This window comes from Crassaminicella profunda (assembly GCF_019884785.1).
In the GTDB taxonomy this organism is placed as follows: domain Bacteria; phylum Bacillota; class Clostridia; order Peptostreptococcales; family Thermotaleaceae; genus Crassaminicella; species Crassaminicella profunda.
The window spans coordinates 4,566,654-4,589,101 of sequence record NZ_CP082326.1; the positions used below are offsets into that span (position 1 = coordinate 4,566,654).

20 protein-coding genes are annotated in these 22,448 nt (G+C 31.8%); all 20 read left to right on the forward strand.

Translation table 11 applies throughout. The features are described from left to right. Positions 1 to 176: 176 nt before the first annotated feature. A complete protein-coding gene (locus tag K7H06_RS21065) occupies positions 177 to 1,751 on the forward strand; it encodes a recombinase family protein (RefSeq protein ID WP_223037956.1) in 1,575 nt (524 codons plus the stop codon). 109 nt (positions 1,752 to 1,860) lie between these two features. Then, on the forward strand, positions 1,861 to 2,505 hold the full coding sequence (locus K7H06_RS21070) for an N-acetylmuramoyl-L-alanine amidase family protein (protein WP_223037957.1): 645 nt from the start codon (positions 1,861 to 1,863) through the stop codon (positions 2,503 to 2,505). A 196-nt stretch (positions 2,506 to 2,701) separates the two neighbouring features. Then, complete coding sequence (locus K7H06_RS21075) at positions 2,702 to 2,968, forward strand: Veg family protein (protein ID WP_223037958.1); 267 nt, start codon at positions 2,702 to 2,704, stop codon at positions 2,966 to 2,968. Positions 2,969 to 3,198: 230 nt separating this feature from the next. Next, the gene (locus tag K7H06_RS21080) at positions 3,199 to 3,993 is read left to right on the forward strand and encodes a TrmB family transcriptional regulator (RefSeq protein WP_223037959.1); all 795 of its coding nucleotides are present in this window, start codon (positions 3,199 to 3,201) and stop codon (positions 3,991 to 3,993) included. A gap of 323 nt (positions 3,994 to 4,316) precedes the next feature. Then, on the forward strand, positions 4,317 to 5,549 hold the full coding sequence (gene arcA, locus K7H06_RS21085; RefSeq protein WP_223037960.1) for an arginine deiminase: 1,233 nt from the start codon (positions 4,317 to 4,319) through the stop codon (positions 5,547 to 5,549). A gap of 70 nt (positions 5,550 to 5,619) precedes the next feature. Next, complete coding sequence (gene argF / locus K7H06_RS21090) at positions 5,620 to 6,612, forward strand: ornithine carbamoyltransferase (RefSeq protein WP_223037961.1); 993 nt, start codon at positions 5,620 to 5,622, stop codon at positions 6,610 to 6,612. A gap of 27 nt (positions 6,613 to 6,639) precedes the next feature. After that, positions 6,640 to 7,617 (forward strand): carbamate kinase, encoded by a 978-nt coding sequence (gene arcC, locus K7H06_RS21095; RefSeq protein WP_223037962.1) that lies wholly within the window; start codon positions 6,640 to 6,642, stop codon positions 7,615 to 7,617. 257 nt (positions 7,618 to 7,874) lie between these two features. Further along, on the forward strand, positions 7,875 to 9,092 hold the full coding sequence (locus K7H06_RS21100; protein ID WP_223037963.1) for an argininosuccinate synthase: 1,218 nt from the start codon (positions 7,875 to 7,877) through the stop codon (positions 9,090 to 9,092). Between the two features lie 4 nt (positions 9,093 to 9,096). Beyond that, entirely contained in the window at positions 9,097 to 10,476 is a 1,380-nt protein-coding gene (gene argH, locus K7H06_RS21105; protein WP_223037964.1) for an argininosuccinate lyase, read from the forward strand. A gap of 36 nt (positions 10,477 to 10,512) precedes the next feature. Then, complete coding sequence (gene argF, locus K7H06_RS21110) at positions 10,513 to 11,505, forward strand: ornithine carbamoyltransferase (protein WP_223037965.1); 993 nt, start codon at positions 10,513 to 10,515, stop codon at positions 11,503 to 11,505. Positions 11,506 to 11,692: 187 nt separating this feature from the next. Further along, the gene (locus tag K7H06_RS21115) at positions 11,693 to 13,267 is read left to right on the forward strand and encodes a DUF3794 and LysM peptidoglycan-binding domain-containing protein (RefSeq protein WP_223037966.1); all 1,575 of its coding nucleotides are present in this window, start codon (positions 11,693 to 11,695) and stop codon (positions 13,265 to 13,267) included. Positions 13,268 to 13,382: 115 nt separating this feature from the next. After that, the gene (gene ispE / locus K7H06_RS21120) at positions 13,383 to 14,258 is read left to right on the forward strand and encodes a 4-(cytidine 5'-diphospho)-2-C-methyl-D-erythritol kinase (RefSeq protein ID WP_223037967.1); all 876 of its coding nucleotides are present in this window, start codon (positions 13,383 to 13,385) and stop codon (positions 14,256 to 14,258) included. Further along, on the forward strand, positions 14,245 to 14,931 hold the full coding sequence (locus tag K7H06_RS21125; RefSeq protein ID WP_223037968.1) for a GntR family transcriptional regulator: 687 nt from the start codon (positions 14,245 to 14,247) through the stop codon (positions 14,929 to 14,931). Before ispE ends, K7H06_RS21125 begins: the two co-directional genes overlap by 14 nt. 258 nt (positions 14,932 to 15,189) lie before the next feature. Beyond that, on the forward strand, positions 15,190 to 15,408 hold the full coding sequence (locus tag K7H06_RS21130; RefSeq protein ID WP_223037969.1) for a CLC_0170 family protein: 219 nt from the start codon (positions 15,190 to 15,192) through the stop codon (positions 15,406 to 15,408). Positions 15,409 to 15,425: 17 nt separating this feature from the next. Further along, positions 15,426 to 17,012 carry a spore germination protein gene (locus K7H06_RS21135; protein ID WP_223037970.1) on the forward strand — a complete coding sequence of 529 codons (1,587 nt, stop codon included), beginning with the start codon at positions 15,426 to 15,428 and terminating at the stop codon, positions 17,010 to 17,012. Beyond that, complete coding sequence (locus K7H06_RS21140) at positions 16,999 to 18,105, forward strand: GerAB/ArcD/ProY family transporter (RefSeq protein WP_223037971.1); 1,107 nt, start codon at positions 16,999 to 17,001, stop codon at positions 18,103 to 18,105. The genes K7H06_RS21135 and K7H06_RS21140 overlap by 14 nt, the downstream gene beginning before the upstream one ends. Beyond that, the gene (locus K7H06_RS21145; protein WP_223037972.1) at positions 18,098 to 19,264 is read left to right on the forward strand and encodes a Ger(x)C family spore germination protein; all 1,167 of its coding nucleotides are present in this window, start codon (positions 18,098 to 18,100) and stop codon (positions 19,262 to 19,264) included. The genes K7H06_RS21140 and K7H06_RS21145 overlap by 8 nt, the downstream gene beginning before the upstream one ends. Before the next feature lie 94 nt (positions 19,265 to 19,358). Beyond that, positions 19,359 to 20,024 carry a stage II sporulation protein R gene (gene spoIIR, locus K7H06_RS21150; protein ID WP_246637593.1) on the forward strand — a complete coding sequence of 222 codons (666 nt, stop codon included), beginning with the start codon at positions 19,359 to 19,361 and terminating at the stop codon, positions 20,022 to 20,024. A 125-nt stretch (positions 20,025 to 20,149) separates the two neighbouring features. Continuing rightward, positions 20,150 to 20,845 (forward strand): spore cortex-lytic enzyme, encoded by a 696-nt coding sequence (gene sleB, locus K7H06_RS21155; protein WP_223037973.1) that lies wholly within the window; start codon positions 20,150 to 20,152, stop codon positions 20,843 to 20,845. Positions 20,846 to 20,858: 13 nt separating this feature from the next. Further along, entirely contained in the window at positions 20,859 to 22,223 is a 1,365-nt protein-coding gene (ypeB, locus tag K7H06_RS21160) for a germination protein YpeB (protein WP_223037974.1), read from the forward strand. The last annotated feature ends 225 nt before the right edge of the window (positions 22,224 to 22,448 follow it).

The following is a 22,448-nucleotide window of genomic DNA, read 5'->3' on the forward strand; positions in this document are numbered from 1 at the left end:
ATAGGTCTTTATTTGTTATAGAAATCATTATAGGGTATAACATCAGGTGTTTATTCATAAATTTAAATCAAGTAAACTTGTTAGGTAAAGTTGAAAAGGAAGAGTTAGATGAAGTTTTTATCTAACATGAGTGAGCAAGTTTTAATAAAAGGGTAGTGTCTGAAGGAGGAATAAAAATGAATCAATCAGATCATTACCAAAGAAAAAAGGGGGTAGGAATCTACTGTAGACTAAGTAATGAGGATGGAGAAAATACCTTATCTAATTCTATAGAAAATCAAAAGAATATATTAACAAAATATGCAATAGAAAATAAATTAAATATTTATGATTCCTATGTGGATGATGGTTATACAGGAACTAATTTTGATCGTCCAGGTTTTAAAAGGCTTTTGAGGGATATAGAAAATGGACATATTTCTATAGTCATCACAAAGGATATGAGCCGATTAGGAAGGGATTATATACAAGTAGGCTTTTATATTGAAAAGTATTTTCCAGAGGCAGGAGTACGATATATTGCGGTAAATGATGGTGTAGATACACAAAAGGATAATCAGAATGAACTGACTCCTTTTAAAGCGGTTATTAACGACATGTATTCAAAGGATATTAGTAAAAAAATAAGAAGTGTATTTGAATTAAAAAGAAAGATGGGAAAATTTATAGGTGCATTTGCTCCCTTTGGATATAAGAAAGATCCTGATGATAAAAATAGGTTGATTATAGATCAAGAAACCAGTTGGATTGTTAAAAAAATCTTTAATATGTATTTATCAGGAAAGGGCCTTAAGGTTATTGCTAACTATCTGAATGAAGAAAGTATTCCTCCTCCAGCTGTTTATAAAGCTAGAAATATAAAATCCTATCATCCAACCCAGATGAAAATAGGCAAATGGTGTCATAGTGGTGTAAAGCATATATTAACCAATCGAACCTATACAGGAGATTTAGCTCAAGGAAAAACTAAAAAAATCAATTATAAATCTAAGAAGATTAAAAGATTAAAAAGAGAAGATTGGTTGATTGTTAAAGACACCCATGAACCTATTATTTCAAGAGAAACTTTTAAATGGGCACAGGACTTAATGCAGGAAAAAAATAAATCTTTTAAAGGTGCAAAAAAAGGAGTCAAACTTTTTAGCGGTTTTTCATTTTGTGGAAATTGTGGGGGAGTTATGACTTATCATAAAATGCCAAAGGGGTATTATTTTTTAATATGTTCTACTTATAAAAAATATGGGAAGAAAGAATGTACGAGACATGCCATATTAGAAAAAAAATTAGAAAAAATGATTTTGGAGGATTTTAAGGATTTGGTAAATAGATTTGTAAATAAAGAAATCTTAAAAAAAGAGGCAGAAAAAATTTTAAATCAAGAAAAAGGGAAAGAAGAAGTATATAAAGAGGAATTGAAACTAGTAGAGAAAAGGGTAGAAGAAATTAGAGGGGTTTTAAAAGTTTTATATGAGGATAAGGCAAAGGGGTTCCTTGAGGAGAAGCAGCTTTTGGATTTGTATCATCAATTTAATGATGAAAACCAGCATCTTTTAAATCGAAGGGGAGAATTATTAAAAAAGTTGGGAAGTAAAAATAATAATAAAGAAGATAATAAAGTAGAAAAACTAATCTATAAAGTTTTGAATTTAAAGGGTTTCAATAGACTTATATTAACTCAATTAATAGATAAAATAGAGGTGTTTGAAGATCAAAAGGTTAGAGTACATTATAAATTCAAAAGGCTATACTGAGTGTTCTTCATGATAGTCAGCAAGATTTGGATGGAAACCTATTGCTTTTCAGATTGAAATGCAGGGAAAAGGAGAAGGATTAGGTCTATGCCAATATGGAGCAAATGGGATGGCGAAAGAGGGAAAAAGTGCTGAAGAAATTTTAAAATATTATTTTACAGGGGTGCAAATTAAAGAATTTGACAGACCTGGTATAAATAAGCCTTTAGAGGGCAAAATAATAGTACTAGATCCAGGGCATGGCGGTAATAACACAGAAGACACAATAGGACCAACGGGACTTAGAGAAAAAGATGTGAATTTATCTATATCTTTGGAATTAGCAGAACTACTGCGAAATGCTGGAGCGACAGTATATGAAACAAGAACGGAAGATATTTATGTACCTCTTAGTAAAAGATGTAATCTTGCAAAGGAAGTAAGGCCACATTTCTTTATGAGTATCCATCAAAATTATTTTTCAAATCCAAATATATCAGGAAGTGAAATTTATCATTACAGAGGCGACAAAGAAGGAGAAACATTGGCAAACTTCATTTTAGAAGAATTGTGGAATGAATTAGGATTGCTTAAAAAAGGTACAAAAGCTGCAGACTTTTATTTACTAAGAGAAGTAAAAAGCAGTGTGATTCATATTGAAGTTGCTTTTATTACAAACCCTAAGGAAGAAGAAAAATTAAGAGATGAAAAGTTCCAGTGTAAAGCAGCAAAAGCCATTGCTAAAGGGGTAATGCAATATTATGGCTATGAATAGAAGAAGGATTGGTGCTTCTATTGTTAGAACTTATGTTGAATAGAAAAAAGAATTTTTATGCAAATGTTTTCCTGACTAAATTTTAAAGATTTATTGACAATAACTTTTATCCATTGTATAATAATAGGTCATATATTTGACAATTATGTTCCAATGTGATATGATGGTACTGTATTCTGTGAAAGAAGGTGATTCGATGGCTAAAAAGAATGATTTAGCTAAAATCAGGAAAGACGTGGAACACCTTGTTGGAGAAAAGGTTCGATTGAAAGCCAACAAAGGAAGAAAGAAAATATCCGTAAGAGAAGGTATTCTTGAACAAACTTACCCGAACATCTTTGTGGTATGTATTGACGGTGGATATGATACGGTAAGAAGAGTTTCCTACAGCTATTCAGATATACTTACAGAAACAGTTGAAATTACTCTATGCGATAAAGAAAATGAAATTCAAGCTAGTTAACTTCTATAACCGCCTAGTTTATACTAGGCGGTTAATTTTTATCCAAAAATAAGTATGAAATTTTATAAAAGTATTTAAATATTTATGCAAAATATTTAAATTTAAAATTTAAGTTATCAATCGTAGGATAAAAATGGGATTGAAAGATGTTCCTTGATAAACTTCATGTACAATGCTATAATGACACCAATAATTAGGAAGAAAAGAGTGATTACATGAAGGAGAGTAATTTGAAAAATCTTATCGATCGATTGATTAATATAGGATTAAGTACATATGAAGCAAAAGCTTATATTGCTTTAATACAAAGTCCTAATATTAGTGCATATGAAATCAGTAAAATTTCAGGAGTACCTCAGTCTAAAATATATGAAATTATAAAAAAAATTATTCAAAAAGGATTAGCCATTGTAAATGGAACAAATCCAGTTAAATATACTGCCTTACCAGTTGATGAATTTTTAGATAGATATAGGGCCAATGTAGACGAATCAATTACTTATATAAAGAATAATTTAAAAACCATTAGTGAAGAAAATCATGTTGATTATATCTGGCATTTTGAAGGAAAAGATAAAATCAATAATAAAATCAAATCAATTATCAAGGAAGCTGAAAAGAGCTTATATTTTGAAATGTGGCGTAGTGAATATGATTTGTTTTATGAGGATATTTTAAAAGCTAAAAAAAGAGGCGTAGATATTGTTACTGTTATGTATGGTAAATCAGAAAATGAAATTGGTAAAGTATATCATCATGAGATGGAAGGAATGGAAATAGATGCCAATAAACATGGGAGATGGATTACAGCTGTAGCAGATGAAAAAGAGTGTGTATTTGGAATTTTTAAGGTAGAACAGAATTATGCTGTTTGGACTCAAAATAAATCATTTATGCTTTTAGCAGAAGCTTTTATTACTCATGACATATTGATTGCTGAAATATATTCTAAATATAAAGGGTTGTTGGACAGAGAGTTTGGTCCTAATATGAAAAAAATTAGAGAAAAGATAGATATTGGATAACTTTAGCTTGTGAGCTAAAGTTTTTTTATTTTTTTTTTTGAATGAATATAAAAAAATGATTTATTAAAAATGAGAGATTATATAGACCTGCGGGAAATAAGAAATTCAAAAAAAGTCGGAATAGGACGAAAAAAGTAAAAATATTCAAAAAAATAAGAAAGTTGAGTGTTGCACGAATATTGACACGGAAGAAACTGTAAAATATAATTTAAGTACAAAATACTAACTACCCAAGTGGTTAGTAAGAAATCGGTAGAAGGGATTTAAAAATTAAAGGTTGGATGATTATTCAAAAATATAGTTGATCAAAAGGGGGCAGGATCATGTGTAAAAACAATTTTCCATTATATGTTACTTCTGAAATTGGAAAATTAAAGACAGTGTTGTTACACAGGCCAGGAAAAGAGATTGAAAACTTAACACCTAATTTATTAGAAAGATTATTATTTGATGACATACCCTACTTAAAGATTGCACAACAAGAACATGATGCTTTTGCAAAAATATTAAAAGATCATAATGTAGAAGTATTGTATTTAGAAGATTTGGCAGCAGAATCTATAGTAGAAAAAAATATCAGAGAAAATTTGATAGAAGATTTTCTAGTAGAAGGAAAAATTTCTGGTGAAGGGATTAAAGAAGCATTAAAAAAATATTTTGAAGGATTTAATCATAAAGAGTTAATAGAAAAAATGATGATGGGTGTGAGAAAAAAGGAAATTTCAAATGTGAAAATGAGATCATTAGCAGATGCTGTAAATAGGGATTATCCATTTTTATTAGATCCAATGCCAAACTTATATTTTACAAGAGATCCATTTGCAACTATAGGAACAGGAATCACGTTAAATCATATGAGAACGGAAACAAGAAACAGAGAAACATTATTTGCTAAATATATATTTGAAAATCATCCAAGATTTAAAGATACAGATGTGAAAATATGGTTCAATCGACACGAAGAATCTTCTCTTGAAGGAGGAGACGAATTAGTTTTAAGCGATAAAGTTATTGCTATAGGAATATCAGAAAGAACAGATGCTGTATCTATAGAGAAATTTGCTAAAAATATTTTTAGAGATGGACAAAGCTTCGAAACGATTTTGGCATTTAATATTCCGAAGAAAAGAGCCTTTATGCATTTAGATACGGTGTTTACAATGGTTGATTATGATAAATTTACTATACATCCAGAAATAGAAGGGCCTTTACAGGTTTTTTCAATAAAGAAGAGTGAAGAGAATCAACTAAGGATTCAAGAAGAAAACGCTACATTAGAAGATATATTAAAAAAATATTTAGGCCTGAAAGATGTAACTTTGATTGGCTGTGCAGGTAGAGATAAAATTGATGCTGCTAGAGAACAATGGAATGATGGATCAAATACATTAGCTATAGCACCTGGTGAGGTAATTGTATATGCAAGAAATTATGTGACAAATAGAATCTTACAAGAGTATGGAATAAAAACACATATCATGCCAAGCTCAGAGCTTTCAAGAGGGCGCGGAGGTCCAAGATGTATGAGTATGCCCCTTGTTAGGGAAAAACTATAGGCGGATTAAAACATTTATATTGAAATTAGAATGAATCACTAAATCATAAATTTAAGGGGGAAAAGTAGAGATGCCAATTAATTTAAAGGGAAGAAATTTTATAACATTAAAGGATTTTACACCACAGGAGATACATTATTTATTAGACTTATCTGTTGATCTTAAGAGAAAGAAAAGATCAGGAGAAGAAGGAGATTTATTAAAAGGAAAAAATATTGTCTTATTATTTGAAAAAACTTCAACAAGAACAAGATGTGCATTTGAAGTAGCAGGCTTTGATGAAGGTGCTCAGGTTACTTTTTTGAGTAATAGTCAAATGGGCAAAAAAGAATCCATAGAAGATACAGCGAAAGTACTAGGACGATTTTATGACGGTATTGAATTTAGAGGATTCAAACAAGAAACAGTAGATACACTTGCAAAACATGCAGGTGTACCTGTATGGAATGGACTTACAGACCTATATCATCCTACTCAAATATTAGCGGATTTTATGACAATCATGGAGCATGTAAATAAGCCTCTTAACAAGACAAAGTTAGTGTATGCAGGGGATGCAAGAAATAACATGGGCAATTCTTTGATGATAGGAGCGGCAAAAATGGGAATGCATTTTGTAGCAGTAGCACCAAAAGAATTATTCCCATCAGAAGAATTGATTTCAGAAATGAGAGAAGTAGCCAAATATACAGGAGGAAAAATAGAGTTTACTGAAAATATAGAAGAAGGGGTTAAGGATGCCGATGCTATATATACAGATGTATGGGTATCTATGGGAGAAGAAGATAAATTTGAAGAGAGAATTGAGCAATTAAAACCTTATCAAGTGAATATGAAGATGATGGAACAAACAGGAAATCCAGATGTAATCTTTTTGCATTGTTTACCATCTTTCCATGATACAAAAACAATCGTAGGAAAGGATATCTATGAAAAATATGGACTAAAAGAAATGGAAGTAACAGATGAAGTGTTTAGAAGTAAATATTCAGTAGTATTTGACGAAGCAGAAAATAGAATGCATACAATCAAAGCAGTAATGGTGGCAACTTTAGGGAAATAGATTGATTATTGGGGGGAGGAATAGAGGATGAAAAAGCTTGTAGTAGCCCTAGGGGGAAACGCATTGCAAGAATCTAGCAAGCCTGCTACTGCGAAGGCACAATTAGAAGTCATTAGAAATACATCAAAGTATATTGCAGATATTATAGAAGAAGGATATAAGGTATCCATTGCCCATGGAAATGGACCACAGGTTGGTAGAATAGTTCTTCAAAATGAAGCAGCAAATCATATTACACCAGCTATGCCCTTTGATGTTTGTGGAGCTATGAGTCAGGGAATGATTGGATATCATATACAGCAGTCCTTAAGAGATGAACTAAAATTAAGAGGAAATAATAAACAAGTAGTAAGTCTTGTTACTCAAGTATTAGTAGATCAAGATGATTTAGCATTTTCTCATCCAACTAAGCCTATAGGACCTTTTTATACGAAGGAAGAAGCACAAAAAATAAAAAGTGAAAAAGGATATGATATGGTAGAGGATGCAGGTCGTGGATTTAGAAGAGTTGTAGCTTCTCCAAATCCGATTAAGATTGTTGAGATAGATACAGTTAAGAATTTAGTTGAATCAGACCAAATTGTTATTACAGTAGGGGGTGGAGGTATACCTGTTATTCAGAAAGAAGATGGACAATTACAAGGTGTACCAGCAGTGATTGATAAAGATTTAGCATCTGAAAGGCTAGCAGAAGATTTAGATGCAGATATCCTTTTAATCCTTACAGCAGTAGATAAAGTTTCAATAAATTTTGGAAAGCTTAATCAAATAGATCTTGATCATATAACCGTGGAAGAAGCTTATAAGTATATAGATGAGGGACATTTTGCACCGGGTAGTATGTTACCAAAAATGAAAGCAGCTATTCAATTTGCACAGTCAAAACCAGGAAGAAAGTCTATCATCGCTTCCTTGTCTCAAGCAAGAGAAGCATTAGTTGGAGATAGTGGAACCATCATAACAAAAGAAAGAATAGAAGCTTATAGAGAATTGGTTGAAGCATAAATAAAAGCTCTTATAAATCCTAAATGTTGGATTTATAAGAGTTTTTTATATTATAGGAAGTTTATGAAGTGGACTATATTTTACAAAATAATATAGAAATCCATAATAAATTTTATAGATGGTCTCCTGAGAGGTGAAAAAGAAGCGTGCTAAATGAATGCATGAATATTTATAAATAAATATGAATAAATATGTTGCATATTTATAAAATTTTGTTATAATATATTCATGAATATATTTTGAAGGGGGCTATGAAAATGAAAAAAGAAAAAGTAGTATTAGCATATTCTGGAGGATTAGATACCTCTGTAATTCTTACATGGTTAAAGGAAACTTATGGAGTAGACGTGGTTGCAGCATGTATAAATGTTGGTCAAGAAGATGATTTTGAGGAAGTAAAGAAAAAAGCTTTGGCAACAGGAGCGGTAAAGTCTTATGTGGTAGATGTAGTAGAAGAGTTTATTACAGATTATATTTATCCAACTCTTAAGGCGTCTGCTGTTTATGAAGATGATTATTTATTAGGAACATCCTTTGCTAGACCACTTATTGCAAAAAAATTAGTTGAGATAGCAGAAAAGGAAGGCGCAGTAGCCATTGCTCATGGAGCTACTGGAAAAGGAAATGATCAGGTTCGTTTTGAAGCTACTATTAAAGCTTTGAATCCACACTTAAAGATTATTGCCCCTTGGAGAATATGGGATTTAAAATCAAGAGAAGATTGTATTGAATATGCAGAGAAACATAATATTCCAATTGCTGTTACAAAAGAGAAAATTTATAGTAGAGATCAAAACATCTGGCATATTAGTCATGAGGGTGGAAATTTAGAAGAACCATGGAATGAACATGATGAAAGTATATACATGATGAGTGTATCTCCTCAAAATGCACCTGATACACCTGCCTTTATTGAAATTGAATTTGAAAAAGGAATACCGGTTAAAATAAATGGTGAAAACTATAATCCTGTAAGCATGATGGAGGTATTAAATCAATTAGCTGGAGAAAATGGCGTAGGAACTATTGATATTATTGAGAATAGATTGGTTGGGATGAAATCTAGAGGTATTTATGAAACGCCAGGAGGAACCATTCTTTTTAAGGCCCATAAAGCCCTAGAAAAGCTTACATTAGATAGAGATACTTTAAGTTATAAAAAAATTGTATCAGAAAAGTATGCCCAGCTTGTTTATGATGGACTATGGTTTACACCTCTTAGAGTGGCATTATCTAAATTTGTTGATAGTACACAAGAAGTTGTAACAGGAAAAGTAAAAATGAAGCTTTATAAGGGGAATTGTACGTGTGTTGCATCAGCTTCACCTTATTCATTATATAATGAAGAATTTGTTACCTTTGGAGAAGATGATGTATACAATCAAAAGGATGCAGAAGGATTTATTAATCTATTTGCTTTACCATTAACGATTCGTGCCATTATGAATGAGAAAGATACAAAAGGAGTGAAATGAAGATATGAAGTTATGGGGAGGACGTTTTGCAAAAAATACAGCAGCTCTTGTGGATGAATTTAATGCGTCTATATCCTTTGATCAAAAGCTTTACAAGCATGATATTATAGGTAGTATTGCCCATGCAAAAATGTTAAAAAAATCTAATATCATTACAGAAGAAGAAGGAAAAGAGATTATAGAAGGCCTAGAAAATATACTAAAAGATATTGAAGAGGGTAAGGTAGAATTTCAGATATCCTATGAAGATATTCATATGAATATTGAAAAGCTCTTGATAGATCAAATTGGAGAAGTAGGTAAAAAACTTCATACAGCAAGAAGTAGAAATGATCAGGTGGCAGTAGATATAAGATTATATCTAAGAGATCAAATCAATAGGATTTGTGAAAAAATAAAGAACTTGTTAAATACTTTAATTGCTTTGTCAGAAAAGCATATAAACACAATTATGCCAGGATATACCCATCTTCAAAGGGCGCAACCCATTACTTTAGGATATCATCTGATGGCGTATTTTCAAATGTTTAAACGAGATTATTTAAGACTTAAGGATTGTTATAAAAGGGTAAATATGATGCCTTTAGGAGCAGGAGCATTAGCAGGGACTACTTATGAGACAGATCGGGAGTTTTTAAGAGAAGAACTAGATTTTTTTGGAATATGCGAAAATTCTTTGGATGCAGTAAGTGATAGAGATTTTGTCATTGAATTTATCAGTGATGCGTCAATGATGATGATGCACCTAAGCAGATTTTGTGAAGAGTTAATTATCTTTAATAGTGCTGAATTTAATTTTGTAGAGATGGATGATGCATATAGTACAGGAAGTAGTATTATGCCCCAAAAGAAAAACCCTGATGTGGCAGAATTGATTCGAGGAAAAACAGGAAGGGTTTATGGAAATCTCTTTAATTTATTAACCATTATGAAAGCATTGCCCCTTGCGTATAACAAGGATATGCAGGAAGATAAACCACCCCTTTTTGATACGGTTGAAAATGTAAGCATTTGTCTTGAGATTTTTGATGAAATGATTAAAACAATGAAAATAAGAAAAGATAATATGAAAAAAGCTACAAAAGAAGGATTTATGAATGCTACAGATGTGGCAGATTATCTTGTGAAAAAAGGATTGGCCTTTAGAAGTGCTCATGAAGTGGTAGGTAAAATGGTTCTTTACTGTGTACAAAATAATAAAACCATGGAAGATTTAAGTTTAGAAGAATTTAAGGATTTTTCAAGTGTATTTACAGAAGACATTCTTGAAACTATAAAAATAGAAAATTGTATTGTATCTAAAAAATCACAGGGTTCTACGGCAAAACAGCATGTGGAGAAGATGATTAGGGAAGGAAAAAGAATGATAGAAGTATTAGATTAAAACAGGGAAACATTGAAAAGAATAGGAGGAAAAGAGGTGCCCATTAACTTAAAAGGTAAAAGTTTTCTCACACTGAAGGAGTTTACACCGAGAGAAATCATGTATCTATTAAATTTATCTAAAAATTTAAAAAATAAAAAAAGAGTAGGAGATCATGAAAAATTACTAGCAGGAAAAAATGTTGTATTATTATTTGAAAAATCTTCTACTAGAACAAGATGCTCCTTTGAGATTGCAGCTATGGATGAAGGGGCTGGAGTTACCTTTTTAGGAGGTAATGATAGTCATATTAGCAAAAAAGAATCTATAGAGGATACGGCAAAAGTATTAGGAAGAATGTATGATGGTATTGAATTTAGAGGATATAGTCAAGAAACGGTAGAGGATTTAGCTGAGTACTCAGGAGTTCCTGTATGGAATGGACTTACAGATCTATATCATCCAACACAAATTCTTGCAGATTTTCTAACGGTTATGGAGCATATTGATAAGCCTTTAAATAAAGTGAAATTTGTATATGTAGGAGATGCTAGAAATAATATGGGGAATTCTTTGATGATTGGTGCGACGAAATTAGGAATGGATTTTGTAGCATTAGCCCCAAAAGATTTATTTCCTGATGAAAATCTGGTAATGGAAATGAAGGATTTAGCAAAAGAGACAGGGGCAAGTATTACCCTTACAGAAGATCTAGAGGATGTAGTTGGTGCAGATGTTATTTATACAGATGTATGGGTATCTATGGGGGAAGAAGATCAATTTGAAGAAAGAATAAAAACCTTACTACCTTATCAAGTGAATATGAAAATGATTAAAAAAACAAATAATGAAGATGTAATCTTCATGCACTGTCTTCCAGCATTTCATGATTTAGAAACAGTTGTAGGAAAAGAAGTCTATGAAAAATACGGACTAAAAGAAATGGAAGTAACAGATGAGGTGTTTAGAAGTAAATATTCAGTAGTTTTTGACGAAGCTGAAAATAGACTGCATACCATAAAAGCTGTAATGGTCGCTACCATGGCTTAAGAATATAGAAGGATTATATTTATATAGATAAAGAAGTAGAAAATTTAAATTTTCTACTTCTTTTTTTAGCTATACAAGCATAAACATATAAAGATAAAATTAGGTTGACTAACAAAAAAAGTACATATTTTAAAAATTCATAAATATCATTATAGTAAGGAATAGAAGAGAAGGAGGAGGAAATTTAATGGCCGTTGAGTTAATGAGAGATTTACTGAAGATAGATCAGGTTATAGGGGAAGGAGATACACAGGCCCTTGTAGAGGGAGAAATCCTTGTACCAGATGTTAAGCCGGATATTTCAAGAATCCTATCAGTGGATGGAAATATAAATATTACAGGGAAAGAAGCAGTAGCTGATAAAATCGTTGTAGACGGAGTTGTAAATTTTAAAATATTATATGCTTCAGAAGGTGGAGAATATCCAATTTATAGTATGAATGCAAGTGCTGGGTTCAGTCAAAATATTGATATTGCTGGTACTGCAGGAGAAATGGATATTCAGGTAATAGCAGATGTTGAACATATTGATTTTAACATTATCAATGAAAGAAAAATAGCTGTAAAAACAGTAGTAAATCTTTTAGGAAAAAGTATTGAGCCTTCAAAAATAGAAGTGTTAAGGGGCGTGGAAGGGTTAGATGATCTTCAGATTTTAAGAAAAACAGTATCTTATAATGATATTGTAGGGAATAACCAATCGGAAACCATTGTAAGAGAAAGCTTTGAAATAGACGAAAATCTTCCTGAAATTGCTGAAATCTTAAAATGTGATGCCTTTGCAGTTGAAAAGGAAAAGCAGGTAACAGATGGGAAGGTCATCATCAATGGTGTTGTAAAAACAAATACCCTTTATGTAGGGGATGATGATCGAAATTCATTATTTCTATTAAAACATGAGATTCCTTTTACCCATTTTGTTGAAGTTACAGGTGCTATGAAGGATATGGATAGCAAAGCCACACTTAGGACAGATGAAGTTTATACAGATGTAAAAGAAAATATTGATGGAGATCGAAGAATATTTGAAATAGAGGCTATGGTAAAAATAGATGCATCTGTGAATGATGTGGAAGAAAAGGAAGTAGTCATTGATGCATATTCTCCTAGCAAATTATTAAAAATGGATAAAAGGGAAATAACCTTTCACCAAACGGTAGGAAAGAATACTTCAAATATGGTAGTAAAAGAAATGATGGATATTCCATCAGATGAACCAGAAATTTTCAAGGTATTTAGTGTAAATGCAAAGCCAGTTATTACGGATGTTAATTTGGTTGAAGATAAAAATATTATAGAAGGCATTATTGAAGCAGATGTATTATATATCTCTCAAGAAAAAGATCAGTCAGCACGAAGTTTTCATCAAGAAATTCCATTTAGACATTTTGTTGAAGTGATTGGTGCAAAAGAAAATATGAAAGCGGACGTTGATCTACATATTAATGATATAGATTATAATTTAATTAATCCTGAGCAGATAGAAGTTAAAGTGAATTTAGGTGCTACTTGTGGTGTAAGTAAAAAATTACAAATGGATGTTTTGGTGGATGCAGAAGAATTAGAAGAAATGATTGATCTTAGTAAACGACCTAGTATGACAATTTATTATGTGCAACCAGGAGATACTCTTTGGAAAATTGCAAAAAGGTATCATACTACGGTAGATGATTTAGTACAGACAAATAATATACAAAATCCAGAAAAATTGATAGCAGGAGAACAGATTGTTATTCAAAAGACTTTTAAATATAAATTTTAACAAAATCCGTGGGCGTTCCACGGATTTTTTAATAAGGATTTGAAAAATATATTGCATACAATTATATCCTCAAAAATGATAAAATAGAATGAAAGAAATACAAGGAGTGACGACAATGGATGAAATAAAAATAAAAGGAAGAGCTAAGGTTAATTTGTCATTAGATGTTTTAAGAAGAAAAGAAGATGGATATCATGAAGTAAAGATGATTATGCATCAAGTGGATTTATATGATGAGATTCTACTAAAAAATATAGAACAGGGAATCCTATTAGAAACGAATTGCGAATATATTCCTATAAACGAAGGAAATATAGCATATAAAGCAGCAAAATTGATGATGGATGAGTTTGGTATTAAAAAAGGAATACAAATATATATAGATAAAAAAATTCCAGTGGCAGCAGGTCTTGCTGGAGGAAGTACGGATGCAGCTGCAGTAATGATGGGGTTAAATAAGCTTTGGAAAATAGGTGCTACAAAGGAAGAATTGATGAAGCTTAGTGTAGAGTTAGGAGCAGATGTTCCATTTTGTATATTAGGTGGAGCAGCACTAGCAGAAGGTATTGGTGAGAGATTAACCCCTATAGAGGGGATTAATGAGTGGATTGTCCTGTGCAAACCCAATATAAGTGTCTCCACAGCAAGTGTGTATAAAAATTTAGATGTGAACAAGATTGAAAAGCATCCAGATACAGATCAAATCCTAATGGCACTAGAAAATAAAAATTTGCAAATCGTTCTAGAAAATTTATGTAATGTGTTAGAGCCTGTAACAGAAAGGATGCATCCTATTGTACGAGATATCAAAAGAAAAATGATAGAGTATCATGCTTTGGGAAGTTTAATGAGCGGAAGTGGGCCAACTGTATTTGGTATTTACAAGGATTATAATAAAGCAAAAAGTGCTTATGAGAATTTGAGTAAGGTATATAATCAGGTTTATCTTGTTAAAACTTATGACGGGAGGGGATTTAATGACTATCAATAAACTTAGTGGATTAAGGCTCCAAAATTATCAACCCCTTAGAGATGTTGTATTCGAACATTTAAGAAATGCTATTTTAAATGGAGATTTAAGCCCTAGTGAAAGATTAATGGAGGTTCAAATAGCAGAGCAGTTAGGAGTAAGCAGAACACCCGTTAGAGAAGCCATCAGAAAATTAGAATTAGAAGGCCTTGTTGTGATGATTGCTAGAAAGGGCGCGTATGTTGCAGATGTATCTGTAAAGGACATTTTAGATGTTTTAGAAGTAAGAAGTGTATTAGAAGGTTTAGCAGCTTATTTAGCTGCCGAAAGAATGACAGATGAAGAACTAGAAGAGTTAGAATTGATCTCTTATAATTTCAAAAGGTGTCTAGAAAATAAAGATACGGATGGAATGATCGAGAAGGATATGCAGTTTCATGATAGAATTCTTCGTTCTACTCGTAATCGCAAATTGATTCAGATTGCTCAGGGGTTACAAGAACAAGTACAGCGATTTAGAATTACCTATTTTGTAGAATATAATGAGTTAAAAGGAGTATTAGCAGATCATCAGGAAATTCTTGAAGCCATTGCTAATCGAGATGCAGAAAAAGCTCAGCAGGTAGCACAAAAACATATTGATGAGCTTGAAAATACCATTGTGAAATTTGCAGATAAAAAGAAAAAAGAATAAAAGCATTCTATAGGGGAACAGTTTTAACTGTTCCTTTTTTGTATAGACTTACCTAAATATGTAAACATTATAGTAGAAGTATTTTTATTCTTTAGGAAATTATAAAATTTTAAAATTGTGGATAACGATTACAAAGTATAATTGTTTGGACAGCTTTGAGCCAGATCAAATTCGAAAGTAAGTTTTGAATTTTCGTTGGCGAGATGAGTATATGCCATTAGCTGCATGGGAATTTTTTAATAAGAGGGTGATGAGGGTTTGCCAAAGTGGATAGCGTTTTTTTATGAAGAAATGAAAGATTTTTATACTTTCTATATGTTGTTTTTAAGTATTGTTATTGGTTTATTTTGTTTATTGATAGATTGTAAAACTTTAAAGAAAAAGAAATTAAGAAAAGAAATGAAGATTTGTGCCATTTTAGGATGGACCTATATAGTAGGGGGGATTTTGTTATATATAACTTTTAAGATATTTTAATTAAGGGAGGACCTATTATGGGTTTTTTTGAAGAATTGTTTCAAAAGAAAGACGATGAAAAAATAAAGATTCCAGTCAAGAAAGATTATGATGAAAATTTAGAACAAATAAAAGAAATACTTAATTTTTGTGATGATGTTGTTTATAGAGAATTTAATGTAGGAAAAGATCAAAAAATGAAGTTTGCATCGATTTATGCAGAAGGACTTGTAAATACAAATTTGTTGAATGATTTTGTATTAAAAAATTTGATGAGTCTATCTCCTGATGACCAAGTGGATTTTCATGTATTGAAGCAAAAAATCTATGAAGCTATAAAAAAAGGTGCTATTGCCGTATCGGATATTAAGGAAATTGATGATATAAATGTGGCAATTGATAGCATTCTTGCAGGAGATACAGTATTGATTTTAGATAAATGGGACAAGTTTCTTGTAATCTCTTCAAAAGGATGGCCTATGAGGGGGGTTGCAGAACCTACTACTGAAACAGTTATTCGAGGAGCGAGAGATGGTTTTACAGAGACGTTACGGGTAAATACTGCTTTGGTAAGAAGAAGAATTCGTGATCCAAAATTTAAAATTAAGCAAATGCAGTTAGGTAAAAGATCAAAAACGGATGTTGCTATTCTTTATATAGAAGAAACGGTAAATAAAAATATATTAAAAATGGTAAAAGATCGGCTAGACAAGATTGATATAGATGCCATTTTAGAAAGTGGATATGTAGAACAACTTATAGAGGATGAATGGAGATCGCCTTTCCCTCAAATGCAAAATACCCAAAGACCAGATGTAGTAGCAGCAGGTCTTTATGAAGGGCGTATAGGGATTATTGTAGACAATACGCCTTTTGCACTTTTAGTGCCTACAACAGTTGTTACTCTTTTTCAATCATCAGAGGATTATAATGAAAGATTTTTTATTTCTTCAGCCCTTCGAATATTAAGATTTATATCTATTATTGTCACATTGATTCTTCCTAGCTTGTATATTGCTGTTACTTCTTATCATCCAGGAATGTTACCTACAGATTTAGTGTTATATGTTGCTGGGAGCAGAACAAATGTACCTTTTCCAGCTTTTATAGAGGCTTTTATTATGGAAGCCTCCCTTGAATTGTTAAGAGAAGCGGGTGTAAGATTACCAGGACCCATTGGAGGAACTATCGGTATTGTTGGTGGTCTTGTGTTAGGACAAGCGGCAGTAGAAGCTGGTATTGTAAGTCCTCTTATGGTAATTATAGTGGCCATAACAGCACTAGCTGCAAATGCTGTTCCAAGTTATAGTCTTGCCATATCCCTTAGACTCCTGAGGTTTATGTTGATGATCTTATCTGCAGTACTTGGATTATATGGGATTATCCTAGGGATTATTATTATTCTTACCCATTTATGCAACTTAAAGAGCTTTGGAGTACCTTACTTAAGTCCTTTTGTAGCTAGTGAGATGACTTGGAAAGATTTCAAAGATGTTTTAATCAGAGCGCCTCTACATATGATGAAAAAAAGACCAGAATTTTTACATAGAAGTGATAATGATCGATTAGGAGAGATGAGAACAGATATGGAGACAGAGGATGGTGAAGGAAATGGAGAGGAATAATGATAAAATTTCAAGTTTTCAATTAGGATTAATTCTTGCTGTAACCATGATTGGGGTAGGTATTTTGACCCTTCCTAGAACGCTTACAGAAGTAGTAGGTCCTGATGGATGGGTGGTACTTTTACTAGCAGCTTTTATAGCTCTTGTAATAGCTCTTGTAATTGCTGTCCTTGTGAAAAAGTTTCCTCAAGAAACAGTAGTAGAATTTAGTAGTAGTTTAATAGGTAAACCCTTAGGGATGATTATTTCGATAGGTTTTTTTATATACTGTATTCTTTTTTCTGCTATGGAGGTAAGAATTTTTGGGGAGATTACAAAAGAATATCTCCTTCTTAATACGCCTATTGAAGTGTTGATGATTACTTTACTACTTGCGGCGGTTTATTTAATTAGAAGTGGGATAGAGCCTATTGCAAGAATGGCACAAATTATTTTTCCTGTTGTGGTATTGATTGCTGTTGTTATTATATTGCCTGTTCTTCCAGAACTAGATCTGACAAATCTTTTACCTGTATTAAAGACCCCTATTACGAAAATTATAAAAGCTATTCCAATTATTTTTTTTAGCTTTGTAGGGATAGAATTAATGTTATTATTCTCAGCATTTGTAATAGAACCCCAAAATATAAAAAAGCATGTTTCTTTCGCTGTGATCATGGTATCAGCAGTATATATGTTTATTCTTATTGTGACGGTTACAAGATTTGGATTAGTTGAAAGCACCCATATTATATGGCCATCCCTTGAACTTTTTAAGACAATAGATTTACCAGGAGCGTTTATAGAAAATGTTGAAGCTTTTATCATAGGAATTTGGATTCTATCTTTGTTTATGACATTAGTAACATTATATTTTGGTGGGAGTTTAATAATAAGTCGCATTTTAAAGTCAAAGGAGCAAAACTATTTTGTTTTGCCTATCCTTCCTATCATTTATTTCATAGCATTGATACCAGATAATATTGCTCAGGTGGCAGATTATATGGATATGATTTCAAATTATCTGAGTACTTTTTATGTAATACTACTACCGATTTTACTTTTAGTCATAAGTAGTTTTAAAAAAAGGAAAGGAGGAAAAAAGAGTGCATAAATGGAAGATTGTTTGTATTATGATGGTTATGATATTGATTACAGGATGCTGGGATAAGGTAGAAATTGATAAAAGAGCTTTTGTTGCAGTGATTTGTATAGATAAGTTTGAAGCTAAAGATGGAGATGGTAAAAATGTAGGAGAGACAAAGAAGGCTATAGATGAAGAAAGAAACAGATATATGATTACCATTGCATATCCTAATACAGGAGTAATTGCTGGAAAAGGAGAAGGAGAACCGAAGTTTGTATATACCTCTGTAGGAAAAAATTTTTATGATATATTAGACAACTTAAGTACAAGGTTAGGAAGAAGAATGCATTTTCGGCATACAAAAGCCATTGTCATTGGAGAGGGTTTAGCTGAAGATGAAAAATTATTTAGAGAAGTATTAGACACCATAGAGAGAAGTCCTCAAATCGGAAGAAAAGTTAATTTAATTATTACACCAGGAAAAGCAAAAAAAATTATAGATACAAATACAAAAGATGAAGCTGTCCTTGGACTATTTATTAGAGAGTTAGTGGAACAAAATCTTGGAACGGCTAGATTGGCAGATGCAGATTTTGGATATATCCTTCGTAGCTTACATGAAAGCCAGACGGCTATTACACCAAGGATTTTTTCGTCAAAGGATGAATTTAAGATTGCAGGAGCTGCTGTATTAAAAGATTTTAAAATGGTGGGTTATCTAGGAGAAGAAGATACGAGAAATTTAATGTTTATGTTTGATAAGGTTCAGAGCAGTGTTATTCACATAGAGGTAGATGATTTGATTATGCCCATACATATAACAGATTCAAAGACAAAGAAAAAGGTTTACGAAAAGGATGGTAGTATTTATACCAGTTTTCATATAAAAGCAGAAGGGGATTTAGGACAGCATCTATTTGAAGTAAGAGATCAACCCCTTGATGATGAATATATTCAAAAATTAGAAAGAACTGCTTCTAAATATCTTGAAGAACAAATAGATACTACTTATAAAAAAATACAAAAAGATTTCGGAGCAGATTTAATACAGGCTGGTGAATATTTGAGAAAACATGAACCAGACTTATGGAAAGAGGTAAAGGATGATTGGTCTCAAATTTTTCCTAAAACAAAAGTGGAGGCTCATGTAGATATGAAAATAAGAAGGATTGGTGTTACACAATAAAATTTTAGGAAAAATATATAAAATCTAGTTTAAAATTTCCCCTATTTGCTAATACTGAAAGTATAATAAAAGATTAGCAATAGGGGGAGTTTTTATGAAAATGAAAAAAAGATTTATTATCGGAATGATATTAATTACGTTTATAACAGTCGGATTTTATGGATTGACTCGTGATGTATATAACAATCAAAAGAGTTATAAAGAGCATCTCATTCGATTTCATGTACTTGCCAACAGTGATTCTCCTGAGGATCAAGCTTTGAAGCTAAAGGTAAGGGATCGAATTATTAGTGAAATGAATCCTAAGTTTGAAAAATCAAAAAGTTTAGATGAGACAAGAGGAATCATTGAAAAAAATTTGAAGAATATAGAAAAACTTGCAATGGAAGAAATTCAAAAAAATGATTACAATTATTTTGTAACAGCCTCATTAGGAGACTTTGATTTTCCTACAAAAAACTATGGATGTATTACTATGCCTGCTGGAAATTATGAAGCATTAAGAGTTGTTATTGGAAAGGGAGAAGGAGCAAACTGGTGGTGTGTATTATTTCCCCCTTTATGCTTCATTGATATGAAAAATGGTTTGACGGATGAAAGGACAAAAAAGGAAATGATGAATGTACTGACAGAGGAAGAATTTAAAATGATCAGTACAGCTAGTCATGAAGATAAGATTCCTATTAAACTAAAATTTAAAGTGGTAGAAATATTAGAACATGCCAAGTTAAAACTGGATAAGGTTGTAGGAATGAAATAAAGTGAAGGAAAGTTTCTTCACTTTATTATTTTTTATCCAAAATAATCCATGCTTCCCAATGTGGAATAATTGATGAAAAGTTTACAAAAAATAATAAAGAATCAAATGTGAAAGGAGGATAAAAATTGAAACAAAAATCATTAAGAATAGGTATTTTGATCATACTCATTTCTGTATGTTTTTCTATTATTTTTAATATAGGGGTTGCACAAGGAACCTTATATTGGGGTTCTAGTGGACCAGACGTGAAGACCCTTCAAAGCAAACTCAAGACTTGGGGATATTATAAAGGTCCAGTAGATGGTGTGTTTGGTGGAGGAACCTTTACAGCTGTGAAGGATTTTCAGAAGAAAAATGGATTAACCCCTGATGGGGTAGTGGGACCTCAAACAGCAGCAAAATTAGGTATGTCTGTAAATGCTGGTAAAAAAGATACAGACTACAGACCTAGCAGTGGCGGTACACCAAGGAATGATGAAGTAACGCTGTTAGCAAAGGCTATAACTGGAGAGGCTAGAGGAGAACCTTACATAGGACAGGTGGCAGTAGGCGCAGTTGTTTTGAATAGAAGTAGACATCCTTCTTTTCCCAATACCATTGCAGGAGTAATTTATCAACCTGGAGCATTTACAGCAGTAAGTGATGGGCAAATTAATTTAGCTCCTGCAGATAGCTGTGTAAAAGCAGCACAAGATGCACTTAATGGATGGGATCCTACAGGGGGTTGCTTGTATTATTGGAATCCTGCAACGGCTACAAGTAAATGGATTTGGTCAAGAAAAGTAGTGAAAAAAATAGGGAAACATTGGTTTGGAAACTAAGGAGGTGAAGGATATGAAAAAAAATGCCTTGATTATTGTTCTTGCTTTAGCTTTAGTAGGAACTAGCTTATGGGGATATAATCAGTACAAGGAAAAGAATGAATACTATACATTTTTAGATAATCAATTTCAAAGAATGTATTATGATTTGATGGGGAGCGTAGAAACGATTACAACAGATTTATCAAAATTGATGGTAGCCAGTCAAAAAAAAGAAAATGTCCTACTATATTCGAATATATGGCAGAATGCATATAATGCTCAAGAAAAATTATCACAGCTTCCTATTAGACATGGAGATATTACAAAAACAGAAAAGTTTTTGAATCAACTAGGGGATTATACCTTTGCTATGTATAATCGGAGCATGGATAAAGAGACTTTGGGCAAAAAAGAAATTGGGAATTTAGAAAAACTTCATAATTATGCGTTAGAATTATCAGAAGATCTCCATGACCTTCAGAAAAAAGCATTAAAAGGTACGGTGTGGAAGGGAGAACTAAAAAGAAAGGGAAGTAAAGAATTAAATAAAGAAGCAGAAAAGGAAAATTCTATCCAATTAAAATTTAATAAATTTGAAGAAAGAATGGTAGAATATCCAGAACTTATTTATGATGGTCCTTTTTCAGAGCATGTAATAGCAGGGATGAGACCAAGGCTTAAGGGAGATAAAATCACACAAAAAGCAGCAGAGAAAAAAGTGATAGAATTTTTAGGGGGAGGAAAAATTGATAAAGTAGAAAAAATTACAAATGGACAAGGAAGAATCGATACCTACAGCTTCGAAGTAATCCCTAAGAATCAAGAAAAAGACAAGGGAAATCCTATATATATTGATATTAGCCAAAGAAATGGATATGTAGCATGGCTTCTTAATAATCGAGAAGTGAAAAAAGCAAAGATCTCTCCAAAGGAAGCCATAAAAAAGGCATCCAAGTTTTTACAAGATAAGGGATTTAAAAACATGGTTCCTACTTATACAGTAAAATATGATGGAGTTGTTCTGATAAACTATGCGTATAAACAGGATGAAGTAATCATGTATCCTGATTTAATTAAAGTAAAGATTGCTTTAGATAATGGTGAGGTTGTAGGCTTTGATACAACACATTTTCTCACAACAAACTATAAAAGAAATGTAAAAAAGCCTAAAATAACAGCTCAAGAGGCAAAGGAAAAAATAAGTTTACGTGCAACCATTGAAAAAGATCCGCAGCTTGCTATGATTCCAACTAGTAGCTTTGGTGAAATTTATTGCTATGAATTTGAAGCAAGCTATAAAGGAGATCAATTTATTATCTATATCAATGCAGATACAGGAGAAGAAGAAAAAATATTAAAATTGATTAAAAGTGAAAATGGCACATTGATGATTTAAAAGGAATATACAGCTGAGGGATTGTTCTTACCTTAGCTGTATATTTTTCATATGTGAGTATAAAGTTTTACATGAATATGAAAAATTTAAATTGATATGGACTCGTATTTTCTTATAAAATTATAGTGAAAAATTTTATAAAAATAATTTGATTAATAAATCTCATAAGTATAGAATATTAATGAATTAAATAAAAAATAATGAAACCGAGGGGGTTTTTTTATA